The 16003-nt window shown below is 56.6% G+C and carries 16 protein-coding genes and 2 pseudogenes; 12 read left to right on the top strand and 6 right to left on the bottom strand.

Going from position 1 to position 16003, the window contains the following annotated elements; all coding sequences use genetic code 11:
- The first annotated feature begins 200 nt into the window (after positions 1-200).
- The gene (locus HYG81_RS43470; protein WP_226778578.1) at positions 201-1670 is read left to right on the top strand and encodes a TIGR00341 family protein; all 1470 of its coding nucleotides are present in this window, start codon (positions 201-203) and stop codon (positions 1668-1670) included.
- Between the two features lie 282 nt (positions 1671-1952).
- Here the strand turns inward: HYG81_RS43470 and HYG81_RS43480 are convergent, their stop codons facing one another.
- On the bottom strand, positions 1953-3476 hold the full coding sequence (locus tag HYG81_RS43480) for a formate/nitrite transporter family protein (protein WP_226778579.1): 1524 nt from the start codon (positions 3474-3476) through the stop codon (positions 1953-1955).
- A gap of 261 nt (positions 3477-3737) precedes the next feature.
- Here HYG81_RS43480 and HYG81_RS43485 point away from each other — a divergent pair, with 261 nt between their 5' ends.
- Entirely contained in the window at positions 3738-4964 is a 1227-nt protein-coding gene (locus tag HYG81_RS43485; RefSeq protein ID WP_226778580.1) for a sensor histidine kinase, read from the top strand.
- Positions 4965-5200: 236 nt separating this feature from the next.
- On the opposite strand, the gene HYG81_RS43490 is transcribed toward HYG81_RS43485, so the two are convergent.
- Genes HYG81_RS43490 through HYG81_RS43500 form a run of 3 tightly spaced genes read right to left on the bottom strand, consistent with a single transcriptional unit; the run spans position 5201 to position 8004 of the window.
- Positions 5201-5905 carry a polyprenyl synthetase family protein gene (locus tag HYG81_RS43490; RefSeq protein WP_226778581.1) on the bottom strand — a complete coding sequence of 235 codons (705 nt, stop codon included), beginning with the start codon at positions 5903-5905 and terminating at the stop codon, positions 5201-5203.
- 3 nt (positions 5906-5908) lie between these two features.
- Entirely contained in the window at positions 5909-7408 is a 1500-nt protein-coding gene (locus HYG81_RS43495; RefSeq protein ID WP_226778582.1) for an MATE family efflux transporter, read from the bottom strand.
- The gene (locus HYG81_RS43500; RefSeq protein ID WP_226778583.1) at positions 7408-8004 is read right to left on the bottom strand and encodes a TetR/AcrR family transcriptional regulator; all 597 of its coding nucleotides are present in this window, start codon (positions 8002-8004) and stop codon (positions 7408-7410) included. Before HYG81_RS43500 ends, HYG81_RS43495 begins: the two co-directional genes overlap by 1 nt.
- Before the next feature lie 181 nt (positions 8005-8185).
- On the opposite strand from HYG81_RS43500, the gene HYG81_RS43505 reads away from it, so the two are divergent.
- Positions 8186-8788: a TetR/AcrR family transcriptional regulator gene (locus tag HYG81_RS43505; RefSeq protein ID WP_226778584.1), complete on the top strand. Its 603-nt coding sequence runs from the start codon at positions 8186-8188 to the stop codon at positions 8786-8788.
- A 35-nt stretch (positions 8789-8823) separates the two neighbouring features.
- Here the strand turns inward: HYG81_RS43505 and HYG81_RS43510 are convergent, their stop codons facing one another.
- The gene (locus HYG81_RS43510; RefSeq protein WP_226778585.1) at positions 8824-9255 is read right to left on the bottom strand and encodes a zinc ribbon domain-containing protein; all 432 of its coding nucleotides are present in this window, start codon (positions 9253-9255) and stop codon (positions 8824-8826) included.
- Positions 9256-9405: 150 nt separating this feature from the next.
- Here HYG81_RS43510 and HYG81_RS43515 point away from each other — a divergent pair, with 150 nt between their 5' ends.
- The 7 genes from HYG81_RS43515 to HYG81_RS43545 all read left to right on the top strand — a co-directional run bounded on the left by HYG81_RS43515 (position 9406) and on the right by HYG81_RS43545 (position 13310).
- Positions 9406-9864 (top strand): gas vesicle protein, encoded by a 459-nt coding sequence (locus tag HYG81_RS43515; RefSeq protein ID WP_425607581.1) that lies wholly within the window; start codon positions 9406-9408, stop codon positions 9862-9864.
- Between the two features lie 34 nt (positions 9865-9898).
- Entirely contained in the window at positions 9899-10471 is a 573-nt protein-coding gene (locus HYG81_RS43520; protein WP_226778586.1) for a hypothetical protein, read from the top strand.
- Positions 10468-10872: a gas vesicle protein GvpK gene (gene gvpK, locus HYG81_RS43525; RefSeq protein WP_226778587.1), complete on the top strand. Its 405-nt coding sequence runs from the start codon at positions 10468-10470 to the stop codon at positions 10870-10872. The genes HYG81_RS43520 and gvpK overlap by 4 nt, the downstream gene beginning before the upstream one ends.
- Positions 10865-11632 (top strand): gas vesicle protein GvpL, encoded by a 768-nt coding sequence (gvpL, locus tag HYG81_RS43530; RefSeq protein WP_226778588.1) that lies wholly within the window; start codon positions 10865-10867, stop codon positions 11630-11632. Before gvpK ends, gvpL begins: the two co-directional genes overlap by 8 nt.
- The gene (gene gvpJ, locus HYG81_RS43535; RefSeq protein ID WP_226778589.1) at positions 11622-11984 is read left to right on the top strand and encodes a gas vesicle protein GvpJ; all 363 of its coding nucleotides are present in this window, start codon (positions 11622-11624) and stop codon (positions 11982-11984) included. The genes gvpL and gvpJ overlap by 11 nt, the downstream gene beginning before the upstream one ends.
- Positions 11985-12071: 87 nt before the next feature.
- Entirely contained in the window at positions 12072-12716 is a 645-nt protein-coding gene (locus HYG81_RS43540) for a TetR/AcrR family transcriptional regulator (RefSeq protein WP_226778590.1), read from the top strand.
- 393 nt (positions 12717-13109) lie between these two features.
- Positions 13110-13310: a hypothetical protein gene (locus HYG81_RS43545; RefSeq protein WP_226778591.1), complete on the top strand. Its 201-nt coding sequence runs from the start codon at positions 13110-13112 to the stop codon at positions 13308-13310.
- Between the two features lie 360 nt (positions 13311-13670).
- Here the strand turns inward: HYG81_RS43545 and HYG81_RS43550 are convergent, their stop codons facing one another.
- Positions 13671-14957 (bottom strand): DUF2238 domain-containing protein, encoded by a 1287-nt coding sequence (locus HYG81_RS43550; RefSeq protein ID WP_226778592.1) that lies wholly within the window; start codon positions 14955-14957, stop codon positions 13671-13673.
- 116 nt (positions 14958-15073) lie between these two features.
- Between HYG81_RS43550 and HYG81_RS43555 the strand changes: the two are divergent.
- Both HYG81_RS43555 and HYG81_RS43560 read left to right on the top strand, forming a co-directional pair.
- Positions 15074-15361 (top strand): annotated as a pseudogene (locus tag HYG81_RS43555) (hypothetical protein); the annotation flags it as partial.
- 440 nt (positions 15362-15801) lie between these two features.
- A pseudogene (locus HYG81_RS43560) lies at positions 15802-15987 on the top strand (hypothetical protein).
- Positions 15988-16003: the final 16 nt, after the last annotated feature.

Here is a 16003-nt window from a genome sequence, read left to right on the forward strand (position 1 = left end):
CCACGCGAGTTCACGCAACGGCGATCGATATTTCTCGCTGATACGGATCTAGCACACTCGATTATCAACCACATGATAGCTCGAACAAACCCCTAGGAACCGACGAATGAGCGTCCTCTGGGTGCTTGAGTGGCGAAACGACGTTCTACGTGGAAGTTCGCGGACAGTACTTTTGACGATGATGATGATGGAGACTCAGTATGCGATTTGTCCAACTCTCGGTTCCGGCCGGAAAGCGCACTGCGATCCTCGATATCCTTTCCGAGGAAGACATCGACTACGTCATCACCGATGAATCCAGCAGCAACGGCGGCTACGAGGCGGTCATCTCGTTCCCGCTCTCACAGGACGACGTCGAGCCAACGCTCGACCGACTCCGGGAGAGTGGCATCAGCGCGGACGCTTGGACCGTTGTGGTCGATGCCCAGACCGTCGTCTCTGACCGTTTCGAAGGAGACGAGAAACGAGATGACGACCGGGACGCACCCAGCGGTCTCATCGCGCGCGATGAACTCCGAACGGCAGCTTCGGATCTCGCTCCTGGACGCTCAGAACGCTGGTCGTACGTCGTATTGACCGTCGTGAGTGCCGTCGTCGCGGTCGTCGGCTTGCTTCAGAACTCGGCCGCAGTGGTAGTGGGGTCGATGGTCATCGCACCGTTGATTGGACCGGCGATGGCCGCCGCCACGGGAATGGTCATCGACGACAGCGATCTCGCCACGCGCGGGGTAGCGTTGCAGGTACTCGGTCTCGGTCTCGCCGTCGTGAGCGCAGCGGCCTTCGCCGCAGTCGTTCGGTTCGTGGGATTGATGCCACCGGGTACCGACATCACCGCGATTCCGGAGGCTCAGAGCCGCCTTGCGCCGAATTTCCTCTCACTGGCCGTCGCGCTCGGCGCGGGTATCGCCGGTGCTATCAGCCTTACAACGGGGAGCGGCGCGGCGCTCGTCGGTGTGATGATCGCGGTTGCGCTCATCCCGCCGGCCGCAACAGTTGGTCTCGGCATCGCGTGGGGCCAGCCGCTCGTGAGCTTCGGCTCGGGGGTGTTGCTCCTCGTGAACGTGCTCTCCATCAACCTGATCGCGCTGGTCGTCATCTGGCTCATCGGCTATCGGCCACAAAACTCGTTCCAGCTCAATGCAGTGCAAGCCAAAATCCGACAGCGAATCCGCATGCTTGCGATTGCGCTCGTCGTGCTCTCGGTGTTCTTGGCCGGCGTTACCTACATCACCTACCAGTCCGCACAGTTCGAGGAGCAAGCCGAAAACGAGGTACACGACATGATTGACGAGCAACCGTATCGCCAGCTCGCCTTGGTCGATCTCTCAATCGGATCGAGCGAGACGGCCATCGCCTTCGACGAAGCTGACGTCGACAGCGGTGGAGCCATCAACGTCTCTGTGACGCTCAACCGGCCAATGGGGACCACACAGCCGAACTTTGCCTCGGATCTTGACCGCCGACTCACCCAGCAGACCGAGCGCGATGTTGTCGTCGAGGCGCAGTTCATCGACACCGGCCGAACCGCCTCGGAACGGTCGTCGGGAAACGCCACGGGTTCGTCGACATTGTTCACGCCTCCACTCGAGTCCGCGGCCGGCGGCGTGAGCGTGAGTCCGTTTTCGGCGGACGATCGAATTGATACTCAGTACCTCCAGGAAGGACAATGAACATATCCGTCTGGAGAAGCGTGTTGACAACTTGTTCAGCGAAGTCTAAGTCGAATTTCTCACGGAAATGATACAGAACGGCGTTTTCGTGGCGTGAATCTCCGCTGTTCTCATAGAACGTGAAGTACCTCGGGTTCAAGCCCCGAAGCACTCGCCCTGTTCAACCTGTAGAACAGTGAGAAGAGAATCAGGGATGCTATCTTCGATTTGAGGACAAAGACTCCGTCTGGTCCGACTTCTACCGTTTCGAAATAAAGTTCACCAGTGAACGGTAGATAACCATCAATAATCGTCATCGCTTCGCTTGTCAGTGCGCTCTGGGTTGAATGAGGTCGCAGGAGGGCCACCTGAGCGTCGACTGTATAGCCACTCTGCCCAAGAGAGTTTGAGCTGACTCGGATCTCGATTTGGGAACTGTCGTTCGGCTATCTGACTATAGTTAAGCAGCGCCACCAATAGGACACCCCCTACAATATTGCCAAGCGTGACCGGGACGAAGAAATCTGCAAATGCGGCCAAGAGGCTTTCATTTCCTTGAAACACGAAGTAGAGAACCTCACACGCGCCGGTAATGCAATGGAATAGATCTGTTGAGGGGATAAGAAACATGAGAAAAATAACGATAAGAAAGCGTGTCGTCGTTTCTTGACTCGCATGCACCAGCCAGACCATCGCTGCAACGATGTTCCCTGCGAACACTCCCTTAAAAAAGAGGTCCCACCAACCGGTTGCGAAGGCGTGTTCGCCAAAACCGCTCGCGACTGCAGCGGCTTCGGGTGTGAATACGCCAGTTGACGCAAGAACGTACGCGCCAAGAGCTGCACCGAGAACATTTGCAATAATGACTACACCCCAGAGCCGGAGCAGATTCCGTATACTTGCAATGCGGGTTAAGACAAGCGTGACGGGTGTGAGCGTGTTCTCGGTGAACAGTTGATATCGTCCCATCACAATGAGAACAAAGCCAACTGGATAGAAGAGATTGCCAATCAACGACGCTGACTCGAGCGGTACGGCCGCGGTAACCGCCGACCGTGCAAGAAACGTAAGCGTGACTGCGAGACCGGCGGCCAACCCGCTCATGAAGAGGAGACGGTTACTCCGACGAAACTCTTCGTCAGCAGTAGCAACGAGCCGCTGGAAGATTTCATCCGCCGAGAACATATCGCGGATAGCTTCGCCCGCCGCCGGTGCTCCGCTTCGCGATCGATCAATCGTTTCACGTAGCGCTCTATCGCGATGCCGAATTGATGCTTGGATGGCAGTAAGATCGCCCGCCTGAGCGATCGCCTCGAGCAGTGCGTCGTGTTCGGAGGGTCCGTCGTACCGTCGGCCGTTGATAAAGAATGTTGGTGTGCCATCAACGCCGCTTTGTGCGCCGCTTGCAACGTCTTCTTCGATACGCTCCTGGTGAACACCTGCATCTAGTTCTCGGGCGAACTGTTCTGTATCAAGCCCTATATCAGCGGCATAGTCAAGGAGGTTCTCCTGCTCGAGTGCGTCCTGATGTTCATAGAGCATATCGTGCATCTCCCAAAATTTCCCTTGAGCGGCTGCCGCCTCAGCAGCTTCTGCAGCGCGCAGCGCGTGAGGATGTGCTTCTGTGAGCGGGAAATGGCGGAAAACAAATTGAAGTTGGTCGCCGAGGCGATTCTGAATTTGCTTGAGTACGGGGTACATCTCTTTGCAGGATGGACAGTCGAAATCGCCATATTGCACAAGTGTGAGTGGGGCATCATCGGGGCCACGGATATGGTCACGTTCTGTGACCGGGGTTGCGAGAGTCGAGACTGTCGATCGGCTCATAGGTGTGTTCTGTAAGCGATAACTCGGTTCAGGTCCTTAATCATCTGGCCGTCGAGGCGAAATTGGTTGAGAGTCGCGGAAACTTTCATTTAAGTAGCGATGTTTTCTTCGATGTAGTGTACTTTGTCTCTTTCTTCCGCAGACATCAGATTGTTGTGTTGACGAATCATTAGAAGGAATTTGAATATAGATGCGTTAATTATTCAGATATTTTAACCATATAGAAGGCCTAATATACGTCTGATACCCTATGAGGCTACGATGAAGAAGTGGAACTATCTTCTCACTGCATTGGGGATTGGCCTTCTGCTCAGTGCAGTTGGGAGAGCAATATATGCAATGACTAGTGGATTGCAGCCAGAAGTAGCGCTACAGGGAGTTATAATTGAGGCAATTCTGATCGGCCTTCCCGGAATTGTGTTGGTTTCTGTTGGGGTACTGTTATTTAATTCCCCTATTGCATCCGATCTCTATTCGCGGATCGTCGGTTGGACCATTGGTGGAATTGTCGTAGCGAGTCTGATAATTGGCTTACGAGAGCTTCACCCTGGTGTTAATGTTGACTTTACGGGTGGAACACAACTCATCTTGCTATCGATCAGTTCAGTTGTCGGATTACTGGCTGGTGTACAGGATGCACGTACCCAGATGCAGGCAAAAACGCTTGAACAGAAAAATAAGGAGCTGAAACAGAAGTACGAACTTGAGAAGCGGAATGAGAAGCTGAAACAAACAGAAAAACGCCTCGAGCAAGCCGTAACGGAATTGGAAGCATCCAACGAACGATTGGAAGAATTCGCATACGCTGTCTCCCACGACTTACAAGAGCCATTGCGTATGGTCACGAGTTATCTCAAACTTCTCGAAAACCGATACGGTGAAGAGTTCGACGAAGATGGCGAGGAATTCATCGAATTTGCTGTAGACGGTGCCGAACGGATGAGGTCGATGATCGACGGGTTACTCGAATATTCGCGCATCGAAACGCAAGGGGATCCGTTCGACACTGTTGACTTGGATTCCGTTCTCGATGATGTCTTCACCGATCTTCAGTTCAAAATTGAAGGATCAAATACCGAAATAGAACGCGACTTGTTACCTACCGTCGAAGGCGATGAGAACCAGTTGCGTCAGGTATTCCAAAACCTGCTCAGCAATGCAATCGAATACAGCGGCGATCAACCGCCACAGATATACATTTCATCCGAGCGTGACGGGGAGATGTGGACTCTCGCTGTCCATGACGAAGGGATTGGGATCGATTCTTCTGGTACTGACCGTATTTTCAACATCTTCCAGCGTCTTCAATCGGATGACGAACAACCTGGTTCAGGGATTGGATTAGCGGTTTGTAGACGGATTATTGAACGTCATAATGGTGAGATTTGGGTAGAATCTGAACCCGGCGAGGGGTCATCGTTCTTCTTTACGCTCCCTGACTCGAAACAGAAGCCAGCCTTCTCAGCTAGCGGTATGAAAGATGTCTAGCATTCGTTAACAGGCCACGCCTTTGCAGAGAGGAGCATCCGGCCTTGTTGAGATCCCATTCTTCGGACGAAACACAGCATGATTCGGCCAGACGCTCGCTTGTATCGCGATGTGCTCACAGGTCGATTACTTCAATACGGTATCTGCCGACACACTCGAGAGACTCGCTTCGACGAACGTTCGGAGGGGCACGACGTCGGCGGTGGACGAGAGCGCTTCGAGCGCCCGATACGCCGTCACGAGACGCCGCTGTGCACACTGGCGAAGCCGTTGTTCGTCACGGATCGGAGCCACGGTACGGGTGACGTGGTATCAGCGGCGAGGGTGTGCTGTATCCGGCGTGCCGCACTGAATTCGCGTCCCAGCGTTGCAACGTGGTGGCGCCGCCGATTCTCGACTGTCGCGAGCGTCGCACCGATCACAGCGGCGCCGCGGCCGAGAGCCCCCGCCGTGCCGTCGACGAACGAACAGTACGCTGTCGGTGACGGCTGGACATCGTCGCTGCCGAACGTCTCGAGAATCGTCTCCGAAACGGACGCGAGTGTCGCGAAACACGTCTCGACGTCGGCCGTCTCGACCGCTCCGAGCGTCGAATACGCCGCGGTATAGAGATAGTCCGACGCCAGCAACGCGGTGTCCGACTTCCAGGCTACCGGGTTCTCCGCCGTCTCGCGGAGTCGGCCCAGCAACTGCATCCGGAGCCGACAGTATCCGTGGAGCAGCTCCATCGCTGCCGCCGCGTGAAGCGTCGATGTCTCGTCCGGTGTCTCCGCGATCGAATTGTATACGAGCGCGACTAGTTGTCCGTACCACCGATCGTCCCGGTCGACGATACTCGTCCGAGCCGGTTCGAGGTGGGCTCCGCGTGCGGATTCGAGTACCATCTCGAGACGGCTATCGATCGCCCTTCGCCGTTCGTCGAACGTGAGTTCTCGAGACATGTGTCAGTCGTCCGATGACGCAGTTTTCGTGCCACTGATGTCGGCGCCGATGTTCGCCTCAGTGATGTCCGTCTCCCGCCACGTCCCTCGCTTGAACCAGAGGTACGCGACGAGCGCGCCGACGATGTTCGAGATCGGAAACGCGACCCAGAGACCGACGGGGCCGAGTGCCGACGCACCGATCCAGGCGACGGGCAGCCGAACGAGCCCCAGCGTTACGACCGAGATGACGGCGGCGAACAGCGTCTTTCCGGCCCCCCGGAAGCCGCCGGTGTACGCCCGCATGACGCCCATGAATCCGAACGTCAGGGCGGCGTACCGGAGGAACGTCGCACTCTCGGCCACGACTGCCGAATCGGTCGTGAAGATCGCCGAGATCGGTCGTGCAGCCAGAAAGATGACGACGCCGAGTCCGGTGAGGACGACCAGCATAGCGCGAGCGCCGAAGTGATTCGTCTCGGCGGCCCGGTCTAGCTTTTTCGCGCCGATATTCTGCCCGGTCATCGTTTCGATACCCTGTGAAACCGCGAGCGCTGGCAGGAAGACGACTGAGAAGATCCGCGTGCCGATCCCGTAGGCGGCGCTGATCTCCGCCGGGAACGCAGCCAGCACGAACAACAGGAGGTTGATCGACAGCGAGCGTGCGGTTCCCTCTATCGACGCCGGGAGACCGATATCGACGACCTTCCGTCCGAACGAGAGGTCGGGAGCCATCTGTTCCAATCGAATCCGGACGCCGCGGTCGCCGCGAAACATGACCGCGATCCCGACGGCGAACGCGAGTGCCCGCGAAAATACCGTCGCGATCGCGGCGCCTTCGATCCCCGACCCGGTGTAGCCCGTCAGCCCGAGGAGCCAGGCCTCGAGGCCACCCGCTCCGAGGTATCCGAACAGGGGATTGCTCTGAAAGCCGAAGATGAGTATCGGATCGAGAAGGACGTTGATGACGACCGACCCGGCCATCACGTACATCGGCGTGATCGTATCGCCGTAGCCGCGCATGAGCGCCATGAACACGGCGAAGCCGAAGACGAACACGAGGCCGACCGAGTAGACCTGCATGTAGTCCACGACCAGCGGTGAGATTTCGGGACCCGTGCCGAGTAGCACGAGGAACTCGTCGACGAAGGCGTAGCCGACCACCCCGAGCACGAGCGAGGCGATAACGGCGTAGACCATCGTCTGGGAGGCGGCGTACTCGGCTTTCCGATCGTTTCTGGCACCGACGTGTTGGGCGACGAGGACGCTGCCAGCGACGGAGAGACCGAGCGCGAGCGAGATCATCAGAAAGACCATCGGGAACGCGAAACTGATCGCCGACAGCGAGTTCGTGCTGTGTCGTCCGAGCCAGAACGTATCCGCGAGATTGTACGCGGTCTGGAAGAGGTTCATGATGACGATCGGCAAGGAGAGGTAGAACAGCGGCTTGCCGATCCCGCCCGACGTGAGATCGAACTCGTCGGGACCCTTGAAGAGGGAGTCGACGAATCGGCGAACTCCCATCAGTACGCCACCTCGGACGCGCCGGTGGCGAGCTGTGTTTCGACGTATCGTTCTATCGCCTCGGCGAACCGATCCATCGACGCGCTGGTCGCGACGTGACGCGTGTGCACGCCGTTGATCGCTGCCGTGAGAAACTCGGCGATCAGGTCGGGATCGATGCGCTCGTCGAACGCTCCCTCGTCGATTCCGTTCGCGATGATCGTCCGGAGCTCGTCGTACAGGAGGTCGTCGAACGTGGCGAGTCGAGTCCGTATCTCGCCATCGTACGGAGCCTGCGCGCTCATTTCCAGCATCGCCGTTCGAAACTCCGCATCCTCGTCGGTATTGGCTGTCGTGAGGAGGACGTCGAGTAACGAGCGGAGACGTTCCGCTGGACTGTCGCCGGAGACCGACTCGATCCGATCGGTGTACTGCTCGTAGAGGAACTCGAGGAAGACCGTAAAGAGATCCGCTTTGCTCTCGTAGTAGTAGTGAATCGTGGCTTTGCTCGTGTCCGTTTCGGCAGCGATGTCTCGGAGCGTGAGATCCGCGTATCCGTGCTTGCAAAGCGCGCGTCGTGTCGCGTGCAAAATATCGGTTGCTACATCGTCGTCCATATCAGTTAGTACAATATTTACTAACCAGTTAGTCAAAAGGGTTTGGGAAGAGAATCGTCTCGATACGGCCGTTCTATCCCACGCATCCATCCAGCGAGCACCAGCTCAGCCGATGCGAAAACTTCGATATCTGACGAAAAGGTCAAAACTGTTATCCGCCGCCCTCGTAACTGTCTCTCTAATGGGCGATTCACCGAAAGAGACGGTCTCCGACCCAAACGAGGAGATCATGCGCGCGACGTACCGTGCACTCCGAACCCACGGGTACGCCAATCTCACGATCAAACGCATCGCCGACGAGTACGGGAAGTCGACCGCGGCAATTCACTACCATTACGATACGAAGGAAGACCTGCTCGCGGCGTTTCTGGAATACATTCTCGATCAGTTCAAAGATGCAGTTCATGAGGTCGAAACGACGGATCCCGAACAGCGCCTGGAGCTGCTGCTCGAGAAACTGCTCGTCGATCCGGAGGACCACTACGACCTATTGATCGCGATGCTAGAGATGCGAAGCCAGGCGCCGTACAAGGAAACCTTCGCCGAACGGTTCCAGCAGAACGACGAGTACGTCAGGTACATGCTTCGGATGGTGATCAACCACGGGATCGAGGAAGGCGTGTTCAACGACGTCGACGCCGAACACACTGCACGGGCGCTCATGACGATCGTCGACGGGGCCCGAACTCGAGCCGTCGTGTTCGACGAAGAGCGCGCATTGACGACGGCGAGACGGACCGCCGACGAATACGTGAGTGCCATGTTACTGAACGACCGGCAGTGAACGGACGGGACGAGCGCCGACTGTGGGGGTCTGTTTCAGGTATCGTCCGGGGCGTCAACCTGGTCTTGCCCGACGTCCTCGACCGACTTCGTACACCAGTGACAGAACTCGAGGTCCGGGTCGAGTTCGTTCCCGCAGTGGGGACAGGAACTCGTGTCCTCGTCGCGAGTGTCACTCGAGCGAGCGGCGACGTTCTGCGTGTGAGCGAGTACGTATGCGTCGACGATGCTGAGCCCCACGACGAGGAACATCGGCGAGACCGCCAACAGTGTCCCGACGTTCATGGTCCCGGCGATGACCTCGTCAACCGCCGATTGATCGACGAACAGGTAGGAGACGACTATCGAGGCGCCGAGCCATCCGAGTGCGCGACGCCATCGGCGGAGGTAAAGGTGGCCGAGACCGGTCGCGAGTGCTGCGAGAAGCGCTGCGAGCCACGGTCGTTTCTGCGATACTGACTGCCCCATGTATTGACTAACTAGTTAGTTAGTGATAACCCTTCGTTCTCGATTTACTTACCTGTCGACGGTTCCCAGCCAGAATCGTCGTCTGCGAGTACGGCGATTCACCACCTTGCAAACGAGTGCTCTGACTTTTTCCGTGGTGGTAACGGACTGGTGAATGAACGATCGTTCATGAGCATCGAAGCCACCAACGCGAACAAATCGGAGAACGGGCTCGCCGGCGCCGTCGATCGCATTCTCGATAAGGGGCTGGTCATCAATGCGGACGTCACGATCGATGTCGCTGGAACGGAACTTCTTGGAATCAAGGTTCGGGCAGCACTGGCGTCGTTCGAGACGGCGGCGGAATACGGCCTCGAGTTCCCCGCGGGAACGGAAGAGACGAAAGCCTACGCTGAAGCGCGAGCCCGAAACGAGACGTGTCCGCAATGTGCGAAACGGGTCGAGAAGGAGGTCCTGCTCGACGACGAGTGTCCGTGGTGTGGTTGGCGAAGCGCTCGCTCGAAGCGCCGGGAGACAGAAGATGAGAAACTCACGGAGCGGGACGACCGGCCGACGGAGTCGATCGAGGCGGAACGACTACCGACCGATGTCGACGAAGAGGACCGATGAACCGCCAGTCGAACACACCCTCTCACTTGGATCCATGAACACCAATGAACTCGGCGACGTCTCTCGCGTCCTCTCGCGAGCGGAGCTCCGACGATATCGCCGACACCTCCGAACGACGGCGAGCGATCCGATTGGTCAGAATCGAGAATCGGAACCGCTCACTCGGGACGACCAACGTCGAATCGTCACCCGAGCGTACGCCGAGTCCGAGTCCGCCAGACGAACGATCACTCGAGTCACCGAAACAGTCGACGCGTTGCAATCCGCACTCGGCGTGTCCCGGAAGGCGGTGTACGAATTCCTGCGAGCGCTTGGCGATCACAGTCTCGCCGTTCTCGAGTACTGCTGGCACAACGAACACGCATCGATCCGGGAGCTGACGACGTTGATCGGCGCGGCGACCGACACGGAAACACTCACCGTGGTCCGAGAGCGGCTCAATGTGGTCGCGCGGAAAACCTTCGGCGAGTCGGTACTCGAGTTCGAACGGCGAGGGGTCGACTCCCGGACCGGTACGGTCGTCACGTTCGAGTGGTGGTTCACTGGCGAACCCAGGGATCACTCCGCTCTCGAGTCGCTACGCGACGAGAAGGTGGTTGTTTCATGACGATCGAGGTCGATGAGGAGGAACTCGAGCAGGGGCTGCTCGGGCTCATTATGGCGCTCGTCGAAATCATCAAGGAGGTGATCGACCAGCAGGCGCTTGAATTGGTCGAGAAGGGCGTTCTCGACGACGAGTCCGCCGAACAGCTCGGCCAGTCGCTGATGGACCTCGAGGAGACCATCCAGCAGATCGAGGAGGACCAGAATATCGAGGAGACAGCCTCGGAGACGAAAGATCAGCTCGACCGAACGGTCGACGACGTCCTCAACACGGCGCTCAACCCCGCCGAGTGGGCTCGCGAGATCGAAGCGCAGGAGGGAGAATCCGTCCGGACGGTCGACGATGGCGTCTCCGAGGGCGAGCTATCACCAACAGAGGCCAGCAACGGAGAGACGAATGACTGAGAGCAAGTACACCTACTGTATCGTCGACGCGACGGATGATGACCCAGGGACACTCGGGACGGGAATCGACGAGGAGCCGGTGTCTGTTGTCGTTCAGGACGGCATCGGCGCCGTCGCCCACGACTGTCCATCGGAGGCGTACGATACCGACGACCGATCGCAGGCGGAAATGTGGGTCAAACAGCACAATAGCACGATCGATCGCGCGGCGGACGCGTTCGGAACGCCGCTCCCGATGACGTTCGATACGATCTTCGAGGACGAAGCATCCCTTCGAACATTTCTCACCGAGCATCGGAGCCAGATCAGGAACAGATTGGACGTTCTGGCCGGAACGGAGGAGTACGGCATCCGGGTCTACTGTGATGAAGACGTACTGCTCGAGGAGACCGAGCCAGCCCCCGACTCGACGGGGGCTCGTGATTCCGGGATGGCGTATTTCGACCAGAAGAAACGAGAGAAACAGCGCCAACGAGAGCGCGCCGAACGCACGAAGGAGCGCTTCCAGTCGTACTTCCCACGAATCGAGGCAGTCGTCGACGAGCTCGTGGAAGAAGAACTCGAGCGCGGCGGTCACGACCGGGGCAGAAACGTCCTCACGGCGTCGTGTCTCGTCGCGGGCGGAGAGATCGACGATCTGAAACGAGTCCTGAGCGAGATCGACGACGAACCGGGCGTCAACGTGGTTTTCACCGGCCCGTGGCACCCCTATTCGTTCGTCGGCTCACTCGGAACCACCACTGAGAATCATGGAACCTGAAACCGAATCGGCCGACGAGGGTCTCGCCGGACTGCTGAATCGAGCATTAAACAAGGGGGCAATCCTGAACGCCGACCTGCTAATCACCGTCAACGACGTTCCCCTCGTCGCCGTGCGACTGCAGGCGGCGATCGCCAACATCGAGACGATGATCGAGTACGGCATCATGACCGAGTGGGAGCCCGCGATGGCTCACATCGACGACAACTATCTCGCCGAGACACGGGAAACCGATGACGAGACGGCCAACGGAACCGACGCGGACGCCAAGCCAATTGACGGTGGCGACGAACGGAGCACTCGAGAGAGGCCGGTCGAACCAACCCCTGCAGACACAGGAAATCGGCAGTAGCTCGGTGTCGCTCGACTAATCGGTGTCCTATCGCAAGACGACCCGTCTCTTAAGGTCCTAAGCGAGGTATACGACACGTACTAGTCTATGGCTGACTCCACTCAGTTCGGTGCGGAAGCGACGAACACCGTCGACGTCATCATGCAGTCGACGTACCATGTCCTGCTGGAACACGGCTACGCGGGCCTCTCAATCGCGAGGATCGCGGACGAAGCGGGACTGAGCAAATCCGCACTCTACAATCACTACGAGGGCAAGAACGACCTGTTGCTGGACTTTCTGAGCCGTTTCCTCGAGTGGTACCTCGATTCCCCGCTCAATGATACTGCAGAGGACCCACGAGCGGAGTTGCAAAGGCTTATCGACCTGCTTTCAGTCGATTCGGGAGGAGCCGATTCTTCGACGGACAGCACCCTCGAGACGGCGGCGGCCGATGCGTTCGTCGAACTGCGGGCACAGGCGATTCACGACGAGTCGTTCCGAACCGAACTGCTTCGCGAGGACGAGGTGATTCGGACTCGCCTCGTTCAGATCATCCAGCAGGGCATCAACGACGGCGTCTTCCTTAACGTCGATCCAGAGCCGGTCGCCGAGTTTATTCTCACTGTTCTCGAGGGTGCCCTGTTCCGGTCCTCGCTGTCGGACGACGGTCGAGAAGTAGCCGTCTACGATCGGCTAGACGAATATATCAAGTGTCAACTCGTTTTAAGCACCGCAGGAGAGACGCCGTAGTTTCAACAGCCTGTATCCTCAGTTCGATACATGAGTGCCGAAACACACGTTTTGATACCGGAGTACGGTGACCGATCCGTCCTACAAACCGACTTATGTTCAGTATGCAAGTCTACATAACGAATCGTCGTTCTTCTCTGCAGGTAGTTCCAGTCATAATGCTGTGTTCAGTATAGGCAATTCACAAAGCAATTGATTCTCAAACGGCCCTCTGAGCCGATTCGTCCAGCTACGACATATCTATGTCTTCGAGAAGAGGGGTATTGATCGAGCACCAACCCACCGACAGCTCTCCGAACCACCCTGGTTCACCCTCGAGGAGGACGTCACAACGGAGACGGAAGCCATCATCGAATTTCCGAATACCAAGATGTCTGCCTCATCGACGTTGAGTTGTTCCTCAAAATAGAAATTCCACTTGACGCGGAAGGCACCGCGCTCGAACATCCGGAGCGGGTCGTCATCACCGCCGAATGTCCTGAAGGCGAGTCATATCCAGAACTGTCCTCGGAACTGCGTGAACGGATCAACGAACGAACGGCAGCCGACGTGACGGTTCACGTCCGGTACGTCGAGTACGATACCGCCGAATAACTCGCCGCTCGACACGGGATATATCGCGGACATGGTGGGAGTACGGAACTGGTCACTCACGCCGGGTTGCGGTGCGAACGGGACGCAAGCAAATAGGGGTAATGGAGGTCATTATTAGAATATATTTGAATGAATGAATATCGCTATTAGAAACCCCCTGCTCGGTAGAAATCCATTTCCATTCATCCACAATCGACTTTTCGTAGACAAGGTTTAATGAGTGTATGAGTATTGAGCAATACTCATCTACAATTACTGTATATATCCCAATCTAATTGAATTTAGGGAGAATAATATGTGATACGTAGCATTCAAGAGAGATAGACACAGCCGGAGGAAACTGGGTTTTTCATCGACGAATCAAACGTTGAATCTGCTTTCGAGTCGGGTTGCAAGATGCTCAGATACACGGACAAGGTATGCTGTGCCCCACGTCGCAACAAGGATTGCTCCAACGGTATTGAACAGCAGATCCGAGAGCGTGTCGTTAATCCCGTGCTGGGTAAGAACGGGATCAACTCCAAGGAGAAGAGCGCCTTGGTCAGTAAAGAACTCGAGTAGTTCCCAGATGACGCCCATCGCCAGAACGAATACAAGCGTAAATATAAACATCGCCCATGAAGGGAGGTGAATCGCCGTCGCGTGGAGATGTATGGCCCGAAGCGTCGTGTACCCTGCCGCAGCAATAACCATAGCAGAGAGAGTATGTGTGAGTGTATCCCAAGGCGGAATTATGCCATAGAATCCAATGGACCCGAGTGCATGGAGAAACACAGCACTTGTTATCCACAATGCGAGTCCCGGCTCTATCGGAATGCCGTAATCCCGTTCCAATATGGCAGGGATGAACGTAATTGCAAGAGTGACCGTGGCATTGATGAAAAGAGACAATTGTTGAGTCCAGAGTCCGTATACAAGAACGAGACTAAGAATAGTCTGCATCGTTAGCGCTACCTGACGCTGTCGTGCCGTCGAAATGTGTAAACGTTCACTGAGAACCGCTGATTCGACAGGAGTTTTCCTTTCAGGAGGAGACGGGGCCACCATTCGAGGAACGGGCTGTTGGGAGACCTGCTGAAAGTATCGATGAAAGATGATTCCGCCAACTAAGCCTGCGGTAGTGGCGTAGAAGAATTCGCTCATCAACGATGCATTGATCGCATCCTGCGTGCGACCGTCGAGCAGGAATGATGTTTCGAAGAGAATATCGGATATCCAGCGAAAGAGATTCAATGTGCAAGCCATTGCTAACGTAAATAATACTGTCAGAACGATGGTGAACCACGGAACTAATCGGAGAGACGTAAACCGGTGCAGATTAACCATGAGTAACAATCCGAGCGTGGCGAGTGCGAGGCTTGGGAAGAAAGTCGTCACAGGGGCAACAGGGACAAACGTTCCCGAGAGAACGGGAAGACAGACCAAGACGAGAAAGTACCACGGGGGCATCACCGTCAGATCGCGAAACATGAGGACTGGAACGAGAATGATCACTATCGCGACGAGGCTGAACAGTACCGCTTCGTAGCGGCCGAGTATCATTCCGATAGAGGCGCTACCGGCGAGGACTAAGACGCATATCCATGAACGGAGAACATTTACAATCGATTTGCTAAATAACGTAGCGAGTCTATTGTGATCACTCATAAGGAGGAAGTCGCTGCTGATACGCGAAGATTGGAGTTAAGAATTCTGCCGGCATTCTTGGAGCTGAGATAACGCTCGTAACGGAACTAGTGGTCCTAGCTGGCATACTTCTTCCTATGGTTGTAGCCTCAGCCGTCGTCTTTCTCGTCTGTCTCCTACTCGGCGCAGCAGGTATCTACGTTGGCGCACGGATCATCGTCGGAGCGAACAACTTTGGGCATGCTATCGTCACCGCACTACTTGGCGCAATCGTATGGACCGTCGTTGGATATCTTGTCGGATGGATCCTACTTTTAGGGCCGCTACTCGCTCTTATTGCTTATATCGGCGTGATCAATTGGCGATACTCAACCGAATGGACTGCTGCTGCGATGATCGCTCTCCTTGTGTGGCTCGTAGTTCTTTGGTGTTCCCGGCGCTTAGAGAACCTTCTTTCCCGCCCAATTCACAGCTGTAGTTACCGAATCGGTAGATTCGGTTTCAGGAACATTTCCGAATAAAGAAACCGTGCTACGATCTCCTGATAAACTACGAGGTGAATTGGTCGTTCGCTCAAGATGGTTTATCGCCCCAAGAGGGGTGCGGGGGCTCGACTGAAGCCCACCGCAGCAATCCATGCGAATCACTGATGTAGCAACAGCGTCGTCAGACGCGGAGACGACTCAGTTCCTGAAGCGGGGTATCACCAGATGACCGACGGCAACGCCTGTCGGATGCCGAATTGTTCGGCACTCACCCGTGATCGGGCAGGATACGCTGGCCGGTTCCGCTCGGACCGCTGCGGAGTCCGATACGACCATCTGCAGACGGACGCTCGAGATGCGCCTCAGGAGGCTGCGTCCTGATGTTCGAGCAGATCGATCACCGTGGTAAGCGGTTCACGATCGATGACGACGAGAAAATCGACTGCTGTCGTCGGGCAGACGCTCTCAAACGGCAGGCCTAGAGAGAGCGCCGTGAACTCGAGCGTGCGAAAGCGGTCGCTGGGCCAGCCGGTGCGAATCCTGACGTCGAGGTGCTCGACCGATGACGCCAGACGAGTCCGA

The organism is Natrinema zhouii (genome assembly GCF_013456555.2).
GTDB lineage: Archaea > Halobacteriota > Halobacteria > Halobacteriales > Natrialbaceae > Natrinema > Natrinema zhouii.

What these genes read in the sequence shown, in the direction of transcription:
- HYG81_RS43470 (WP_226778578.1), top strand. Translation starts at nt 201, where the DNA reads ATGCGATTTGTCCAACTCTCGGTTCCGGCCGGAAAGCGCACTGCGATC.
- HYG81_RS43480 (WP_226778579.1), bottom strand. Translation starts at nt 3,476, where the DNA reads ATGAGCCGATCGACAGTCTCGACTCTCGCAACCCCGGTCACAGAACGT.
- HYG81_RS43485 (WP_226778580.1), top strand. Translation starts at nt 3,738, where the DNA reads ATGAAGAAGTGGAACTATCTTCTCACTGCATTGGGGATTGGCCTTCTG.
- HYG81_RS43490 (WP_226778581.1), bottom strand. Translation starts at nt 5,905, where the DNA reads ATGTCTCGAGAACTCACGTTCGACGAACGGCGAAGGGCGATCGATAGC.
- HYG81_RS43495 (WP_226778582.1), bottom strand. Translation starts at nt 7,408, where the DNA reads ATGGGAGTTCGCCGATTCGTCGACTCCCTCTTCAAGGGTCCCGACGAG.
- HYG81_RS43500 (WP_226778583.1), bottom strand. Translation starts at nt 8,004, where the DNA reads ATGGACGACGATGTAGCAACCGATATTTTGCACGCGACACGACGCGCG.
- HYG81_RS43505 (WP_226778584.1), top strand. Translation starts at nt 8,186, where the DNA reads ATGGGCGATTCACCGAAAGAGACGGTCTCCGACCCAAACGAGGAGATC.
- HYG81_RS43510 (WP_226778585.1), bottom strand. Translation starts at nt 9,255, where the DNA reads ATGGGGCAGTCAGTATCGCAGAAACGACCGTGGCTCGCAGCGCTTCTC.
- HYG81_RS43520 (WP_226778586.1), top strand. Translation starts at nt 9,899, where the DNA reads ATGAACACCAATGAACTCGGCGACGTCTCTCGCGTCCTCTCGCGAGCG.
- gvpK (WP_226778587.1), top strand. Translation starts at nt 10,468, where the DNA reads ATGACGATCGAGGTCGATGAGGAGGAACTCGAGCAGGGGCTGCTCGGG.
- gvpL (WP_226778588.1), top strand. Translation starts at nt 10,865, where the DNA reads ATGACTGAGAGCAAGTACACCTACTGTATCGTCGACGCGACGGATGAT.
- gvpJ (WP_226778589.1), top strand. Translation starts at nt 11,622, where the DNA reads ATGGAACCTGAAACCGAATCGGCCGACGAGGGTCTCGCCGGACTGCTG.
- HYG81_RS43540 (WP_226778590.1), top strand. Translation starts at nt 12,072, where the DNA reads ATGGCTGACTCCACTCAGTTCGGTGCGGAAGCGACGAACACCGTCGAC.
- HYG81_RS43550 (WP_226778592.1), bottom strand. Translation starts at nt 14,957, where the DNA reads ATGAGTGATCACAATAGACTCGCTACGTTATTTAGCAAATCGATTGTA.